Below are 15,454 nucleotides of genomic sequence, written 5' to 3'. Positions count from 1 at the left end.
TGTGCGGCCGCGATTCTCGGTGATTCGCGCCCAGGGGTGGTTTCAGGGCGATTTCAGCGCTTTCGGCTGCTGAACGGGATCAGGGCGCCGATGCCAACCCAGTCGACCGGCGCATGCTGCCTGCCCCGGCTTTTTAATGTTGGCCGCGAGTATCCCGTCGCGGAAAGGGCAGCCTGTCCCGCGATTCAGGGATGAACGGTCGCACGGATGACGGCTTCAGCCCGCCGAACTGGCAGCGGTTGCTGACGGCGGCGCGAGATTGATGCGCCCGCAGGGAATCTTGATGTCCATGGACTCGCCGATCAGCTTGTCGCGCAGGGCGTCGGCCACATCGACCTCCAGGCTGGCCAGCCATTGCAGCAAGGCGGCCTGCCGCGGGTCGGGCTTGCCGCTGAGCGGTCGGGCCCGGTTCGCTGCGGCCGGCCGGAAGGTCGTCCAGCGCACGACGAAGGGACAACCCATCTCGTCGAGGTTGAAGCTGACCCTCTCTTCGGGCACTTCCTTCATCAAGGCCAGGAAACGGCTCAGCGTCACCTGGGCCTCGCCGAATTTCGTCTGCCGCAGCTGGCCGCCGGGCGGACCGCTGACCGAGGACCATTCGAAACGGGTCTGCGTGTCCACGGGCGGCTCGGTACAGGTCCAACGGACGGCTTCCAGGTGCTGGACGAAGAAGGCCTGCGCCGCCGGATGCAGGTTCGAATACACGACATCGACCTGGGGCGGCAGCGCGGGATCGGCCTGGAACCGGAAATCGGCGAAGAACTTGCGCACGTCGGGCATGCCGCCACCGCGCAGGAAGAAAGGATTGAAACCGGGGTATTTCAGGCAGGCGCTCGAGGTATAGGACACGCCGATGACGTGCTCGGCCCGTGCGCTGCCGGTCCACAAGAAAAAGGCCGCGACAAGCGCGGCCCGGCATTTCCACATCACTCACTCCCTGGCCGTGCCCGGCCAGGAGGGAGCAGCGGCATTACTTCTTCTTCAGCACCGCCTTGACGGTGGCGGCGACGTTCTCCGGCGTGAAGCCGAAGTGCTTGAACAGCACGCCGGCCGGCGCGGATTCGCCGAATGTATCGATGCCGACGACGGCGTCCACACCGTACTTCCACCAGAAGTCGCTGACGCCCATCTCGACGGCCACGCGCGGCAGGCCCTTGGGCAGCACGCTCTTCTTGTAGTCCTTGTCCTGGCGGTCGAACACATTGGTCGACGGCATGGAGACCACGCGCACCTTGACGCCCTGCTCGGCCAGCAGGGCCTTGGCGGCCATGGCCAGCTGCACTTCGGAGCCGGTGGCGATGATGACGGCCTGGGCCTTGCCCTTGGCCGGCTCGGCCAGCACATAGGCACCCTTGGCGATCTCGTCGACATTGGTCTTGGGCGAGTAGGTCAGGTTCTGGCGGCTCAGGGCCAGCAGGCTGGGGCGCTGGGCATTGCCCAGGGCCATGGTCCAGGCGACGACCGTTTCGGTCGTGTCGGCCGGGCGCCAGACGTCCAGGCCCGGGATCAGGCGCAGCGAAGCGACATGCTCGATGGACTGGTGGGTCGGGCCGTCTTCGCCCAGGCCGATGGAGTCGTGCGTCATCACGTGGATGACGCGGGTCTTCATCAGCGCGGCCATGCGGATGGCGTTGCGGCTGTAGTCGCTGAAGGTCAGGAAGGTGCCGCCATAGGGGATGAAGCCGCCGTGCAGGGCGATGCCGTTCATGATGGCGGCCATGCCGAATTCGCGCACGCCGTAGTTGATGTGGCGGCCGTTGTTGACGGTGCCGTCGGCGGCCACGCGCAGGGCGGGCGTGCTGGACGTGTTGGTCAGGTTGGAGCCGGTCAGGTCGGCGCTGCCGCCCAGCATCTCGGGCAGCTTCAGCGTGAAGGCTTCCAGGGCCAGCTGGCTCGCCTTTCGGCTGGCAACGGTCTGGGCTTCGGCATGGGCCTTGACGACGGCATCGACAGCGATCTGCGCGAAGTCGGCGGGCAGCACGCCGGCCATGCGGCGCTGGAACTCGGCAGCCAGCTCCGGGTGGGCTTCGGCATAGCTGTCGAAGCGCACGTCCCATTCGCTCTCGGCGCGGTCGCCGGCGGACTTGTGGTCCCAGGCGGTGTAGACCTCGGGCGGCACGACGAAGGGCTCGTGCGTCCAGCCGAGGGCCTCGCGGGTCAGCTTGATCTCTTCGGCACCCAGGGGCTCGCCGTGGGCCTTGCTGGTGTTGGCGCGGTTGGGCGAGCCCTTGCCGATGTGGGTCTTGGCAATGATCAGCGTCGGCTTGTCCTGGCTCTTCTTGGCCTGGCCGATGGCGTCGTCGACGGCATCGACCTCATGGCCGTCCACCGGGCCGATGACGTTCCAGCCATAAGCCTGGAAGCGCTTGGCGGTGTCGTCGCCGAACCAGGGCGCGACCTGGCCGTCGATGGAGATGCCGTTGTCGTCGTAGATGGCGATCAGCTTGTTCAGCTTCCACGACGCAGCCAGGGCGGCCGCTTCGTGCGAGATGCCTTCCATCAGACAGCCGTCGCCCAGGAAGACATAGGTGTGGTGGTCGACGACCGTGTGGCCTTCGCGGTTGAAGTCGCGCGCCATCAGCTTCTCGGCCAGGGCCAGGCCGACGGCGTTGGTGACGCCCTGGCCCAGCGGGCCCGTCGTCGTCTCGATGCCGACGGTGATGCCCACTTCGGGGTGGCCCGGCGTCTTGCTGTGCAGCTGGCGGAAGGCCTTCAGCTCCTCGATGGGCAGCTCATAGCCCGTCAGGTGCAGCAGGGCGTAGATCAGCATGGAGCCGTGGCCGTTGGACAGCACGAAGCGGTCGCGGTCGGCCCAGTGCGGGTTGGCCGGGTTGTGCTTGAGGTGACGCGCCCACAGCGCCACGGCGATGTCGGCCATGCCCATCGGGGCGCCCGGGTGGCCGGAATTGGCCGCCTGCACGGCGTCCATCGCCAGCGCGCGGATCGCGTTGGCCATGAGGGTGGGGGAGGCGGTCGTTGCGGTCATGGCCGGGGCTTTCTTGGGCTGGAAGGGCAAAACGCGGGATTTTACGGGGGTGCCTGGACGTGGCTTGATCCAGCGCAATACCAGTTGCCCTTTCCGGCGCGACGCTTGAAGCATGTCTCCCACGCCCATGCCCCTGGCCGTGCGCGTCATCCGCGCCGAGCACGACGCCCTCGCGGCCATGCTGCGCACGCTGCCGCTGCTGCTGGCGGCGCAGCGCCGGGCCGGCACGCTGCCCGACTTCGGCGCACTGCGGGCCATGCTGTTCTATGTCGACGAATTTCCCGAACGCTTGCATCACAAAAAGGAAAGCGAGCTGCTCTTTCCCAAGCTGAGGGCGCTGGCGCCCGGGCTGCGCGACACGCTGGACGACCTGGAGGTCGACCATGCCCAGGGCGAGCGCGCCATCCGCGAGCTGCAGCACAGCCTGCTGGCCTGGGAGCAGATGGGCGAGGCGCGGCGTGACAAGTTCGAGCAGCAGCTGCACGTGTACTCGGCACGCTATCTGCGCCACATGAAGCGCGAGGAAACCGAGATCCTGCCGCACGCGGCACGCGCGTTCAGCGCCGAAGACTGGGCCGAGCTGGACGAGGCTTTCGGCAGCCACCAGGACCCGTTGGCACCGCGAGCGGGGCAAGCGGTGGACGAAGCCTATGCGCCGCTGCGCCAACGCATCCTGGCGGTGCTGCCGGCGCCTTTCGGCTGGGGGCCGGCGCCGGGCGCCTAGACAGCGGCCGAGGAGCCGACGATGGGTGGCTTCTCGCGTGCCCGCAGCGTGAAGCGAAAGCCCGCACCCTCGTTCCTCTCCAGCATCTGGACAGCCGCGGATCGAGTCGCTGCCGGCGGGTCGGCGAAAGAGCCGCCGCGCAGCACAAAGCGATCGGCCCGCATTGGCCCGGCGAACGAACCGTCCAACCCCGGGTAGCTGGCCCCGTCGGCACAGATCTCGGCCACGTTGCCGTGCATCTCGTACAGGCCCCAGGGGTTGGGCGGCAGGCTGGCCACCGGTACGGGCCCGGAGCTCAGCATGCGCACCTGCCCCGAATTGACATCCATGCCGAAGGCCCAGGGCGTGTTCGTGCCTGCGCGGCAGGCATATTCCCATTCGACGGCGTCGGGCAGCGCGGCCTGGCAGGGCGGCAGGAGCAGCTCCAAGCGGCGCAGGAAATCCAGCACCTGATCCGGAGAAAGCCCCATCACCGGGTCGTGATCGTGGTCACTGTCCCAGCCGGGCGGCATGCCTTCCGGCATGACGGCCCACCACAGACCCCAGGTGCAGGCCGTGTCGGCCATCCAGAAGCCCGTGTGCACCTGGATGGACAAGGGCGCGCGCTCGTCGGGCGAACGCCCAGGCTCACTGGAAGGCGACCCCGCCGTGAAGTGGCCTGCCTCCATCCACCGCAGACGCTGCGTCGCCGGGCGGGCACCGCCTTCACGAATGAGGGTCAGCAGGGCAAAGACACCAAAGCGTGCGTCCGCGCCCACCTTCAGCATCACCTGGCAGTCCGCCACGCGGTGGGACAGCACATCTTCGGTCGGGCACAGCCATCCCCGCGGCACCTGCCAGTCGGCCGCCGAGGCGGCCTCGCGCGTCGCCAGCGAGATGCGCAGATCGGTGTCCAGCGCAGGCGCCAGCACAAAGGGTGAATGGCCATCCTCATCGACCTTGACCCGGCTCGCCCAGCTCGGGCGGCGCAGCACCGCATGCAGCGGCGCGCCATAGGTGCGCAGCAGATCGATGGCCATGGCCTGGGACAGATGGGGGCGCAGCTCGCGCAGCACCTGCTCGACAGGACCGGGCGGCATGCCGTCGACCATCCAGCCGCCGATGCGCGTGAACCAGGGCGAGTTGCGCAGCAGCTCCCAGAAGCCCGTCGGCAGGCTGCGGCCGCGCAGGGCCTCGCCCTCCTTCGACAGCGCGAAGCGCACGACCTCCAGATCGCCCGAGACCAGGGCCTCCAGCAGGCCGCGCTCGTCCTCCAGCCTCACCTCGGCCCTGACGGGCGGGGCGGGCGCGGGCTCGGCAGCAGGAGGCGCCGGCGCGGGCTGGGCTGCGGCCGCAGGGGCTCGCACGGGGTCCGACGCCGCCGGTTTCTCGGCCACGGGGGGTTGTGGTGGCATGGCGGGCACTGGCGCAGCCACGACGGCAGCGCCGGCCACGGGCGGCATCGCCGCGGGCTCCGGCGCCTTGTCTTCCGCCTTGATCTCGGTGAAGGCCAGCAGGGCGCCGAGCTGTGTCGCCGTCAGCGGCGCCTTCTGCCTCAGCTCGCCCACCTGGGCCAGCAGCTCCAGCAGGTCGAAGCCCGAACGGTTCTGCAGGATGGCTGCGCAGAGGTCGGGCAGGCGCAGCAGCACCAGTCGGTAGTTCAGCTCGGCGGGCGAGGTCACTGCACGCACGTCGTTGGCCAGCTCCCCGCGCAGGGCATCCAGATCGCGCAGGCGGGCGTCGGCTCGCCAGTCGGCCAGCGTCAGCAGCAGCGTCGGGCCGCGCAGGCGCACATAGCGGTAGAGCGAGGGCGTGAACAGCTGCAATGCGCAGACGATGGCCAGCCAGTGGCGGCGCTCGGTCCCTTGGCCGCCGACCGGGGTGCCGAGCCGGTCGGCCATCTCCAGCAGCGTGATCATGCGGTGCAGCTTGCGCGGCACCGAGGGCGTGATGGCCGCCACCAGGCGGGCCAGCTCGTTGGGCTTGCCCTCCGCGCCGAACAGGGCCGGGTGCTTGAGCAGCAGGAAGTCCTCGGCCTCGGCCCTCGTCGGGCGCGGCAGGCGCACCGGCAGGTGCACGAGCTTCTCGAGGTATTCGGCGCCGGTGATGGGCGTCATGCCTTCCTTGCCCTGCAGGGCGTAGTCGCGGTAGCGGTGCGCGATGCCGCGCTCGACGACCTCCTCGTCCAGGGCCAGCACGAAGGCACAACCCTCGACCTCCAGGAAGAGCTTGACGGCCTCCAGCACCTCGACGGCCTTGTCGGGCAGGCAGCGGTCGAGGTCGTCGACGAGAAAGACGAAGTTGAGGCGGAAGTCGGGCTCGGCCGGCAACTCGCCCAAGCCCAGCCAATGCCAGCCGACGCGGACCTGCCAGCGCAGCCGCGGCCACCAGCCCAGGCCGCGGTACTTGAGCCGTTCACGGTGCAGGGCCAGGGCACGCGGGTTGCGGCCGGTGACGGACTTCAGGTGTTCGAGGAAGTCGTAGTAAAGGCTGTTCAGTCCGTCGGCCGGCAGGGCCAGGCGGCGGGCCAGCTTGAGGGCCTCGCGGCGCTGCCGCCAGCGCGCCCAGGTCGAGGGTTTGGGCTTGTCGGTGTCGGGCTTGAGCTCGGGCAGCTTGAACACGACACCCTGGCTCGCCAGCGCTGCCTGCAGCAGGTCGCGGCCGCCATGCTGGTAGACGGTCTGGGCCAGGTCGCCCAGCAGCTCGAAGCGGTCGGACAGGCGCTCGTTGCGGCCGATGTCCTCGCCCAGGCTGTCCTCCAGCCGCTTGCGCAGGCATTGCTGGGCCACCTTCAGCAGCGGCACGAGGAGGTGCTCCTCGCGCTCGTAGCGCCAGGCGTTGAAGGGCACGACGACGGTCAGCTCCTGCTCGCCATCGCCGGGCGGCAGCGCGTCCGCCACCGTCTGCAGCAGCCGGCTCTTGCCCGCACCCCATTCACCGAAGACGCCGACCACCAGGGCCGGCTCGGTGCTGCTGCCGGCGCCGGGCCGCAGGCTGGCCTGCAGTTCGTCGACCAGCCGCCCGACCAGGGCCGCATGGCCGAAGGACAGCGGCGGATGGGCGGCGGCGGGCGCTTGCATGGCGGCGATGGTAGGAAGCGCCGCCGCTCGAATCCAGCCCTAGCTGCGGCTGGAGCGCAGCAGCGTCAGCCGCCCGCTGGAAGCCCAGCTGTCCAGCGGCCGCCGGATGTCCTGGCGCAGCTCGTCCTCGCTGTCGGCCGTGGCGTCCAGCAGGCCCACCCAGGCGTTGCGGCCGGTGTCCTTGGCGTCGTAGAGCGCGGCGTCGGCCAGGTCGATGGCGGCATGCCAGTCCAGCGCGCGCGGCAGGCTGGTGCACAGCGGGAAGGCCGAGAAGCCGACCGAGCAGGTCAGCGGCAGGCGCAGCTCGCCGCCCAGTTCGAAGGGCTGGGCCATGATGGCCTGGCGGGCGCGCTCGGCCAGCTCGGCCGCGCGGCGGCGCGGCGTGCCGCGGGCGACGATGAGGAACTCCTCGCCACCCCAGCGCACCAGGTAGTCGGTGGCGCGGAAGACCTGCTCCAGGCGGCCGCGCATCTGCATCAGCACGGCATCGCCGGCCATGTGGCCGTGGGCGTCGTTGATGCGCTTGAAATGGTCGATGTCGATGAGGAAGAACAGCAGGTCCTGCTCGCTCTCGACCTCGTCGCCGCCGGTCGCCGAAGCCTCATAGTGGCGCAGGGCCAGGGCCACGTCGGCCGGCATCTGGCGATCCAGGAAGCGGCGGTTGCGCAGGCCGGTCAGCGGGTCGGTGAGGCTGGCTTCCTCGAGCTCGACAGACTTGGCCGTCAGCGCGGCCTTGGCAGCCTCCAGCGCCTCGGTGCGCTCCTGCACGCGCAGCTCGAGCACGCGGCGGTGGCGCAGCAGCAGGCGGGTGCGCATGCTGACGATGGCCGCCACCAGCAGCACGGCGGCGACGACGGCGAGGGCCAGGGCCCAGCGCGTCTGCCACCAGGCGGCGCGCACGTCGACGCCGATCTTGAGTTCGTTGGCGCTCCAGGCGCCGTCGCGGTTGCTGCCCTGCATCAGCAGCTGGTAGTGGCCGGGCGACAGATTGGTGTAGGTGGCCGTGCGCCCCAGAGTGCCGGCATCGATCCAGCCGGCGTCCAGGCCCTGCAGGCGGTAGCGGTAGCGGTTGCGGCTGGGCTGGCTGTAGTCCAGCGACGCGAAGACCAGGCTCAGGCCGCGCTCGCCGGGGGCCAGCACGATGTCGGTGCCGCCCATGGGCAGGGCGCGCTCTTCGCCGTCGACGCGCAGTTCCGAAACAACCAGCGGCGGCTTGTAGGTCCAGGGCGAGAAGCGGTTGGGGTCGACGACGAGCAGGCCGCGGGCGCCGCCGAACAGCATGCGGCCGTCGTCGAGCTTGGCGTAGGCGCGGAACCAGCCGGTGCCGAGGTCGGCGCCGTCGGCCGCCCCCAGCTCACGGCGCTCGCCACTGTGCGGGTCGTACATATTGCGCTGCGACCAGATGCGGCCCTGCTTGTCGAACAGCAGGTTGGCCCCGAAGGCGCCGCCGACATCGGAGGCCCCGACGACCTCGAAGCGCGCCTTCTTGCCGTCGCTGTCGATGAGGCGGTGCAGGCCGGTGCCGGTGTCCACCCACAGGCGGCCGGCCAGGTCGACGGCCATGCCGAGCACGGTCTGGCCGGTCAGGCCCTTGGGCTCCACCCATTCGGCGACCGGGTCGTCGGCGCCGGGCTTGGCAACACGGAACAGGCCGGCCGCGCCGCCGGCCCACAGGCTGCCGTCGGGCAGCACGGCAAAGGCATTGACCTCGCCGGTACCGCCGACGAGGCCGGCCGTCGGGATGGCGCGCATCTGCGGATGCTCGGGCGTCCAGCGCATCAGCCCGTCCAGCGTGGCGATCCACAGCGCGCCATCCTCGGTGGCCTGGAAGCGCCGCGGCACGGCATTGCCGCTGCGCAGGGTTTCCTTCCAGCGGCCTTGCGTGTCAAAGCGCAGCAGCTGGGTGTCGATGGCGACCCAGACCGAGCCGTCCTTGCTCTGGCCCAGCGCATTGACGCGGCCCGGCGGCAGGCCGCCGCCGCCTTGAGCGACGAGGCCGAGGGGATTCAGCTCGCGGTCGCGGCGCTCGATGCCACCGGCCAGCGTGCCCAGCCAGATCTCGCCGTTGTCCAGCTGCAGGATGCTGCGCACATCCAGGCCGCCGGACACGGAGCCGATGGCTTCGCGCACCATGGACAGGCCCGGCAGCGAAGGCACATGGCGCATCAGGCCGCCGCCATAGCTGCCGGCCCATACGGTGCCGGAGGGGTCGCGCATCAGCGCGCGCACATCGCTGCGGGGCGCGCTGCCGGCGCCGGTGGCGGGCAGGCGCTCGATCAGGGCGCCATCGGTGGCGCGGCGGCGCGACACGCCCGAGGCGTCGCCGAACCAGAGTTCGTCGGCGTCGGGCTGGGCCATGGCCATGACGGGCCAGACGCCCGACGTGGCACCGGGCTGGGCGCCGGGGCTGAAAGGCAAAGGCTGGCCATTGGGCGACAGCGCGCGCAGCCGGCCCTGGGCCGTGCCAATGATGATGCGGCCGTCAAGTGACTCGCTGATCATGGTGATGAGCTGGTCGCCCAGGCCCACATCCAGCGTCTCGATGGGGCCGTCGACGGCCTTGCGGGCCAGGCCGCGCCAGGTGCCTATCCACAGCGTGCCCTGCTTGTCGACCAGCAGGGTCTGCACGCGAGGGTCGGGCAGGCCGTCTTCCTTGCCGCGCTGGTGGGTGAAGCGCTGGCCCTTGACGTCGAAGCGGTCCAGGCCGCCGCTGCCGCCAATCCACAGCGTGCCGTCCTTCTCCAGCGCAAAAGTGCGCACGGTGTTGGCGGCGGGGGCGGTCTCGTCGGCCGACTTGCCGTCACGGGCCCAGCGGTCCCAACGGCCGGTGGCCAGGTCCAGGCGCACCAGGCCGCTGTTGCCGGCGGCCACCCACATCCAGCCGCGCGGGTCGGGCAGCATGGCGCGCACGAACTGCTCGGGCAGCAGCTGGCCGTCGGGGCCGCTGAGGGGATAGCGGCGGAAGACATAGCCATCAAAGCGCAGCAGGCCCTCGGGCGAGCCGGCCCAAAGCAGGCCGCGGGCGTCGAGCGCCAAGGCCGAGACAACGTTGTCCCGTACCGCGCCAGGTTCGCCGATGGATTCGAAGCGCGGCACGACGGCCTGCGCCGCGGTGGCCAGCAGCCCCAGGACGATCAGCAAGGCTGCAGCGCACCCTTTTGTTGTCAAGACCCTCATGCCGGCATTCTCAGTCAGCAAACAGGCCCGGCTTGCCGGGTCTTGCCCTCAGGGAACGTGAATGATTCCCACGCACCGGGCCGGCTGTGTGCTGAATCGCAGGTGGTTTGCGGGCCGAGCGCCGGGCCGCTCCCTAGCCGGCCCGCCCCGGGCGATGTGCTTGCCGGTCGATCCGGCAGGCATCGCCGTCCCCTCGGGGACCGGTCAGGCGCGCCCGCGTGCAGCGTGGCGCGACTGGACGAGGGTCCTTACTTCAGCCCGCCAGGGGCTTGGCGATGGCGTCGATGCGTTCGACAACGTCTGGCGTCAGCTTGGGCGTGACGGCCAGAGCGCCCAGGTTGTCGTGCAGCTGCTCGATGCGGCTGGCGCCCAGGATGACGGTGGATACGCGCGGGTTGCGGTTGATCCAGGCGATGGCCAGCTGGGCGGTGTTGCAGCCCAGTTCGGCGGCGATCTCGGACAGCTTGCCGACGGCGTCGTTCTTGGCCTTGTCCTGCAGCTGCTCGCGCATCCAGCTCATGTTCTCCAGCGCGCCACGGCTGCCAGCGGGGATGCCGCCACGGTATTTGCCGGTCAGCAGGCCCGAGGCCAGCGGGCTCCAGGTGGTCAGGCCCAGGCCGATGTCTTCGTAGAGGCGGGCGTATTCCTGCTCGACCTTGCGGCGATGGAAGAGGTGGTACTGCGGCTGCTCGACGACCGGCTTGTGCAGATGGTGGCGCTCGGCGATCTCCCACGCAGCGCGGATGTCGCTGGCGCTCCACTCGCTGGTGCCCCAGTACAGCGCCTTGCCCTGGCGAATGATGTCGCTCATGGCCCAGACGGTTTCCTCGATGGGCGTGTTGGGGTCGGGGCGGTGGCAGTAGATGAGGTCCAGGTGCTCCAGCTGCATGCGCTTGAGCGAGCCGTCGACGGCCTGCATCAGGTATTTGCGGTTCAGCGTGTCCTTGCGGTTGGTGGTCGTCACGCCGTCGCGCTGCAGACCCCAGAAGAACTTGCTGGAGACGACGTAGTCCAGGCGGTTCCAGCCCAGGGCCTTGAAGGCCTGGCCCATGACGACTTCGCTCTCGCCCTGGGCATAGACCTCGGCGTTGTCGAAGAAGTTGATGCCGGCGTCGAAGGCGGCGGCCAGCATCTCGGTGGCGGCCTTGGTGTCGACCTGGTTGTGATACGTGACCCAGGAACCGAGCGAGAGTTCGGAGACCTGGAGGCCGGCGCGGCCGAGACGGCGGTATTGCATGGGAAATCCTTGGGGGGGGAAGGCGGTGCGGAAAAGCCACAGCTTATCGGGGGCTGGCCGGTCGAGGCGGCGCATGGCCACAATGCCCCCGAGCGCGCCGGGGGCGGGGCGCACGACGGAGAACCATGGTGGGACGCCCGACAAGGCGCAGCCTGCTTCTGATGGCCCTGGCCGGCACGTGCACCGCGCGCGCCGACGAAGCGCCCCTGCACGTCCTCATCGACGGCAGCCTCGAGATGCCCCAGGCCCTGTTCAAGGACGGCCGCCCCGTCGACGGCCTGCAGGTCCTGATCACCCAGGAAATCGGCCAGCGCCTGGGTCGCCCCGTGCGCTTTCGCCTGGTGCCGCGCCGCCGCCTCGCCCAGCTGCTGGACCAGGGCCAGGAAGCCGACCTGGCCTGCAACTACATCCCCGGCTGGCTGCCCGGCCCGCTGCAATGGAGCCGCCCCTACCTGGACGATGCCGATCTGCTGATCACCGCCGCGCGCCGCCCGGCCCCGGCCCAGCTGCAGGACGTGACGGGCCAGCGCATCGGCACGGTGGCGGGCTTCCTCTACCCCGAGGCCGAGACGGCCCTGGGCTCGGGCTTTGTGCGCGACGACGCCCCCAACGTCATCACCAATCTGCGCAAGCTGGCCTCGGGACGCATGGACCACGCCCTCGTCGGCCGTGTCACCTTCGACTATCTGCAGCGCCGCGGCGAGCTGCCGCTGGAGTTGCACCCGCCCCTGGTCATCGCCAGGCTGCGCACCGCCTGCGCGCTGTCGCCGCGCAGCAGCGTCTCGCTGGCCCAGCTCGACGCGACGATTGCCGCCATGCAGGCCGACGGCAGCCTGGCGCGCATCGTCGAGCGCTTCCGCTGAAGGGCCGGCCTTGGGGCTGACAAGGCGCCACCTGCTGCTGGCCCTGGGCGCGCCCGGGCTGGCGGCCGCGGCCGAGGCGCCGCTGATCGTGCTGGTCGACAGCAGCGTGCAGATGCCCCAGGCCCTGATCCGCGACGGCCAGGTCGTCGACGGCCTGCAGCATGACATCGCCGTCGAGCTCGGCCGCCGCCTGGGCCGCCCGCTGCGCTTTCGCGTCGTGCCGCGCCGCCGCGTCGGCCCGCTGCTGATCGCGGGTGATGAGGCCGACCTGATCTGCACCTATCTGCCCGCCTGGCTGCCCGGTCCGCTGCAATGGAGCCACCCCTTCCTGGACGACGGCGAGCTGCTGGTCACGGCCAGGCGCCACCCCGCGCCGCTGCGGCTGCAGGACGTGGCCGGCCAGCGCATCGGCACGATTGCCGGCTTTGAGTACACCCAGGCCGCCGCGGCGCTGGGCACCGGCTTCAAGCGCGACGACGGGCCCAGCCTGGAGAGCCTGCTGCGCAAGCTCGCCCTCGGCCGCATCGACCACGCCCTGGTCGGCCAGGCCAGCCTGGAATATCTGCTGCGCCGCGGCGAGGTACCGGTGGCCCTGCACCCGCCCCTGGTCGTCACGCACTGGCGCACCTCCTGTGCGCTGTCACCGCATGCGCCGCTCACGCTGGTCGAGCTGGACGCCGCCCTGGCCGCCCTGCAAGCGGACGGAACGCTGGCACGCATCGTCGACAGGTATCGTTGAGGCCATGAAGTTAGCTGTCATTGGCGCAGGCCCTGCTGGCCTGGCCCTCGCCCTGCTCGCCGCCGAGCGCCTGGCCTCCGCCGAAATCCATCTCTTCGACACCCGCCCGCTGGACCGCGACATCAGCGGCGACGCCCGCACGCTGGCGCTGAACCTGGGCAGCATCCGCCTGCTGCAGCGCCTGCAGGCCTGGCGGTCCGAAACCGCCCAGGCCATCCAGACCGTGCACGTCAGCCAGGCACCGCCCTCCCCCATCGCCGGCGCGGTGCGCATCAGCGCGGCCGAGCAAGGCGTGCCCCAGCTCGGCGCCGTGCTGCCCTATGGCGCCCTGGTCGCGCCGCTGCAGCAGCGCTGGCTGGCGTTGGCGGAGCAACAGCGCGAAAGGCTGTTCACGCGCTTTGCGACGCCTGTGTACGCCATCCGGTCCGACGCCAGCGGTGTCGAGCTGGACTGCGGTGAAGGCCCGGTTGTCGACCGCTTCGACCTGGCCGTCGTCGCCGAGGGCGGCGTGTTTGCCGAGCAGGAGCGCAAGTCCATCACCAGCGACTACCAGCAGAACGCCTGGGTCGGCCAGGTGCGCCTGGCGGCTCCCGGCCTGCGGGGCCTGGCCATCGAGCGCTTCACACGCAACGGCCCGCTGGCCCTGCTGCCCCTGCCCGACGACGCCCAAGGCGCGCGCGCGGCCCTGGTCTGGTGCCTGCCCCAAGCCGAGGACGACATCGCCGCGCTGAACGATGCCCAGCGCCTGGTCGTCATCCAGCAGCAGCTGCCCGACGTGGCCGGGACGCTGACCGGCATCTCGGCGCTGAAGTGTTTCCCCCTGGGCCTGAACGCCGAGACGCGGCTGCTGCAGGGGCGTGCCCTGCGCATCGGCAACGCGGCCCAGACCCTGCATCCGGTGGCCGGCCAGGGGCTCAACCTCGGCCTGCGCGATGCCCAGGCCCTGGTCGATGCGTTGCGGGAAGCGGCTGAAACCGGTCAGGGCCTGGGTGCCGTGCTGGCCCGCATCGACTGGGCGCGCGCCCCCGACCGCTGGCCCATGATCGCCGCGACGGATTTCCTGGCTCGCAGCTTCGCCTGGCGGCTGCCCGGGCTGCCGGGGTTGCGGGGTCTGGCCTTGGCCGGTCTTGAGATGGCGACACCGCTCAAGAAAGCCCTCGCCCACCGCATGATGTTCGGAGGCTGAGGTGGAGGTCCGTCCCATCCAGCACGACGAGATCGAGACGGCGCGGCATCTGCTGGCCGCCAACCACTGGGGTCATCGCGTCGCCGACGCCGGCGTCTTTGCCGAACTCATATCCCGGTCTCAAATCGCCCTCGTCGCAGTCGACAACGGCCAGGTCGTCGGCTTTCTGCGCGCCATCACCGACGGCCTCTTCAATGGCTATATCTCCATGGTCGTCGTTGCCGAATCCCACCGCGGGCGCGGCGTTGGCCGATCCCTAGTCCAGGCCGCCCTGGGCGACAACGACGAGATGACCTGGGTGCTGCGTGCCGGCCGCGACGGCGTGGCGGCCTTTTACGAGAAGCTCGGCTTCCAGGTCTCGCAAGTGGCCATGGAACGCAAACGAAAATCCTGAATCGAGACCCGATGCGACACGCCCTCATGCTGGCCCTGCTGCTGGCCGCTGCCCTGCCTGCCCAGGCCCAGCTCATCCCGCCGGACAAGGCGATCGCTGGCGCCTCCCAGGAGGAATGGTCCAAGCGCTGGTGGCACTGGGCCATGTCCTTCGAGGACGAGGACAGCCCGGTAGCCGACAGCGACGGCAGCCTGTGCGCCAGCGGCCAGTCCGGGCCGGTGTGGTTCCTGGCCGGCACCTACGGAACCAAACGCACGGTGCGCAGCTGCAGCATCCCGGCCGGCAAGACGCTGTTCTTCCCGCTGGCCAACTTCATCGCCTTCCCGCCCGACGACGAGCGCGAGGCCTGCGCTTCGCTGATGCTGCGCGCCGAGTCCGCCACCGAGGCACCCGCCGCCCTGGTGCTGGACCTCAACGGCAAACGCTTCTCAGGCCTGGACGCACATCGCCAGGCCACCAAGGGTTGCTTCCTCGTCGCGCCTGACGATGACGCCCCGGCCGCCGGCAATGGCTACTACGTGGCCCTGGGCCCGCTCAAGCGTGGCCGCTACACGCTGAACTTCGGCGCCATCCTGCCCAGCATGTCGCAGGCCGTGACCTACACGCTGGACGTGAAGTGATTCGGGTCGGGCTGATCTCCGACACCCATGGCCTGCTGCGCCCCGAAGCCCTGGCCTGGCTGCAAGGCAGCAACTTCATCGTGCATGCCGGAGACATTGGCGACCCGGTCATCCTGGACCAGCTCCGCGCCATCGCACCACTGACCGCCGTGCGCGGCAACAACGACAACGCGCCCTGGGGACGGGCCCTGCCGGAGGCGACGCAGCTGCAGGCCGGCGGCGTGACCCTGCAGGTGCTGCACGACCTGGCAGAACTGGCCATCGACCCGCGCGCGGCCGGCGTCGCCGCCGTCATCACCGGCCATTCCCACCAGCCGCGCATCGAGCACAGGGACGGCGTGCTCTTCGTCAACCCGGGCAGCGCAGGCCCGCGGCGTTTCCGGCTGCCGATCGCGGCGGGCGAGCTGCTGATCGCTGATGACGGCCAGCTGCAAGCCCACACGGTCGTTCTGGCGGCCTAGACTCCACC

12 protein-coding genes are annotated in these 15,454 nt (G+C 70.3%); 7 read left to right on the top strand and 5 right to left on the bottom strand.

What is annotated here, in order from left to right:
* Nucleotides 1-216: 216 nt before the first annotated feature.
* Nucleotides 217-849, bottom strand: coding sequence for a hypothetical protein (locus tag ACS5PN_RS16935; RefSeq protein WP_439465149.1), 633 nt, complete (start codon nt 847-849; stop codon nt 217-219).
* A gap of 121 nt (nt 850-970) precedes the next feature.
* Nucleotides 971-2,986, bottom strand: a complete 2,016-nt coding sequence (gene tkt / locus ACS5PN_RS16930) for a transketolase (protein ID WP_439465148.1) — start codon at nt 2,984-2,986, stop codon at nt 971-973.
* A 112-nt stretch (nt 2,987-3,098) separates the two neighbouring features.
* Between tkt and ACS5PN_RS16925 the strand changes: the two genes are divergently transcribed.
* On the top strand, nt 3,099-3,710 hold the full coding sequence (locus tag ACS5PN_RS16925; RefSeq protein ID WP_439465147.1) for a hemerythrin domain-containing protein: 612 nt from the start codon (nt 3,099-3,101) through the stop codon (nt 3,708-3,710).
* On the opposite strand, the gene ACS5PN_RS16920 is transcribed toward ACS5PN_RS16925, so the two are convergent.
* The 3 genes from ACS5PN_RS16920 to ACS5PN_RS16910 form a co-directional block, all read right to left on the bottom strand.
* A complete protein-coding gene (locus ACS5PN_RS16920; RefSeq protein WP_439465146.1) occupies nt 3,707-6,769 on the bottom strand; it encodes a P-loop NTPase fold protein in 3,063 nt (1,020 codons plus the stop codon). The genes ACS5PN_RS16925 and ACS5PN_RS16920 overlap by 4 nt on opposite strands.
* Before the next feature lie 39 nt (nt 6,770-6,808).
* Nucleotides 6,809-9,910: a diguanylate cyclase gene (locus ACS5PN_RS16915; protein WP_439465145.1), complete on the bottom strand. Its 3,102-nt coding sequence runs from the start codon at nt 9,908-9,910 to the stop codon at nt 6,809-6,811.
* Nucleotides 9,911-10,199: 289 nt separating this feature from the next.
* A complete protein-coding gene (locus ACS5PN_RS16910) occupies nt 10,200-11,183 on the bottom strand; it encodes a potassium channel beta subunit family protein (RefSeq protein WP_439465144.1) in 984 nt (327 codons plus the stop codon).
* Nucleotides 11,184-11,311: 128 nt separating this feature from the next.
* Between ACS5PN_RS16910 and ACS5PN_RS16905 the strand changes: the two genes are divergently transcribed.
* The 6 genes from ACS5PN_RS16905 to ACS5PN_RS16880 are packed head-to-tail and all read left to right on the top strand — an operon-like array spanning nt 11,312 to nt 15,446.
* Complete coding sequence (locus tag ACS5PN_RS16905) at nt 11,312-12,046, top strand: substrate-binding periplasmic protein (RefSeq protein ID WP_439465143.1); 735 nt, start codon at nt 11,312-11,314, stop codon at nt 12,044-12,046.
* A gap of 10 nt (nt 12,047-12,056) precedes the next feature.
* Nucleotides 12,057-12,785, top strand: coding sequence for a substrate-binding periplasmic protein (locus tag ACS5PN_RS16900; protein WP_439465142.1), 729 nt, complete (start codon nt 12,057-12,059; stop codon nt 12,783-12,785).
* Nucleotides 12,786-12,789: 4 nt separating this feature from the next.
* Nucleotides 12,790-13,971, top strand: coding sequence for an FAD-dependent monooxygenase (locus ACS5PN_RS16895; protein WP_439465141.1), 1,182 nt, complete (start codon nt 12,790-12,792; stop codon nt 13,969-13,971).
* 1 nt (nt 13,972) lies between these two features.
* Nucleotides 13,973-14,365, top strand: coding sequence for a GNAT family N-acetyltransferase (locus tag ACS5PN_RS16890; protein ID WP_439465140.1), 393 nt, complete (start codon nt 13,973-13,975; stop codon nt 14,363-14,365).
* A gap of 11 nt (nt 14,366-14,376) precedes the next feature.
* Nucleotides 14,377-14,985 carry a hypothetical protein gene (locus tag ACS5PN_RS16885; protein WP_439465139.1) on the top strand — a complete coding sequence of 203 codons (609 nt, stop codon included), beginning with the start codon at nt 14,377-14,379 and terminating at the stop codon, nt 14,983-14,985.
* Nucleotides 14,982-15,446: a metallophosphoesterase family protein gene (locus ACS5PN_RS16880; RefSeq protein ID WP_439465138.1), complete on the top strand. Its 465-nt coding sequence runs from the start codon at nt 14,982-14,984 to the stop codon at nt 15,444-15,446. The genes ACS5PN_RS16885 and ACS5PN_RS16880 overlap by 4 nt, the downstream gene beginning before the upstream one ends.
* Nucleotides 15,447-15,454 lie beyond the last annotated feature (8 nt).

This window comes from Roseateles sp. NT4 (genome assembly GCF_051857475.1).
Taxonomy (GTDB): domain Bacteria; phylum Pseudomonadota; class Gammaproteobacteria; order Burkholderiales; family Burkholderiaceae_C; genus Pelomonas.
The sequence above is the reverse complement of the archived record's forward strand: the minus strand, read 5'-3'. Positions and strand labels throughout refer to the sequence as shown.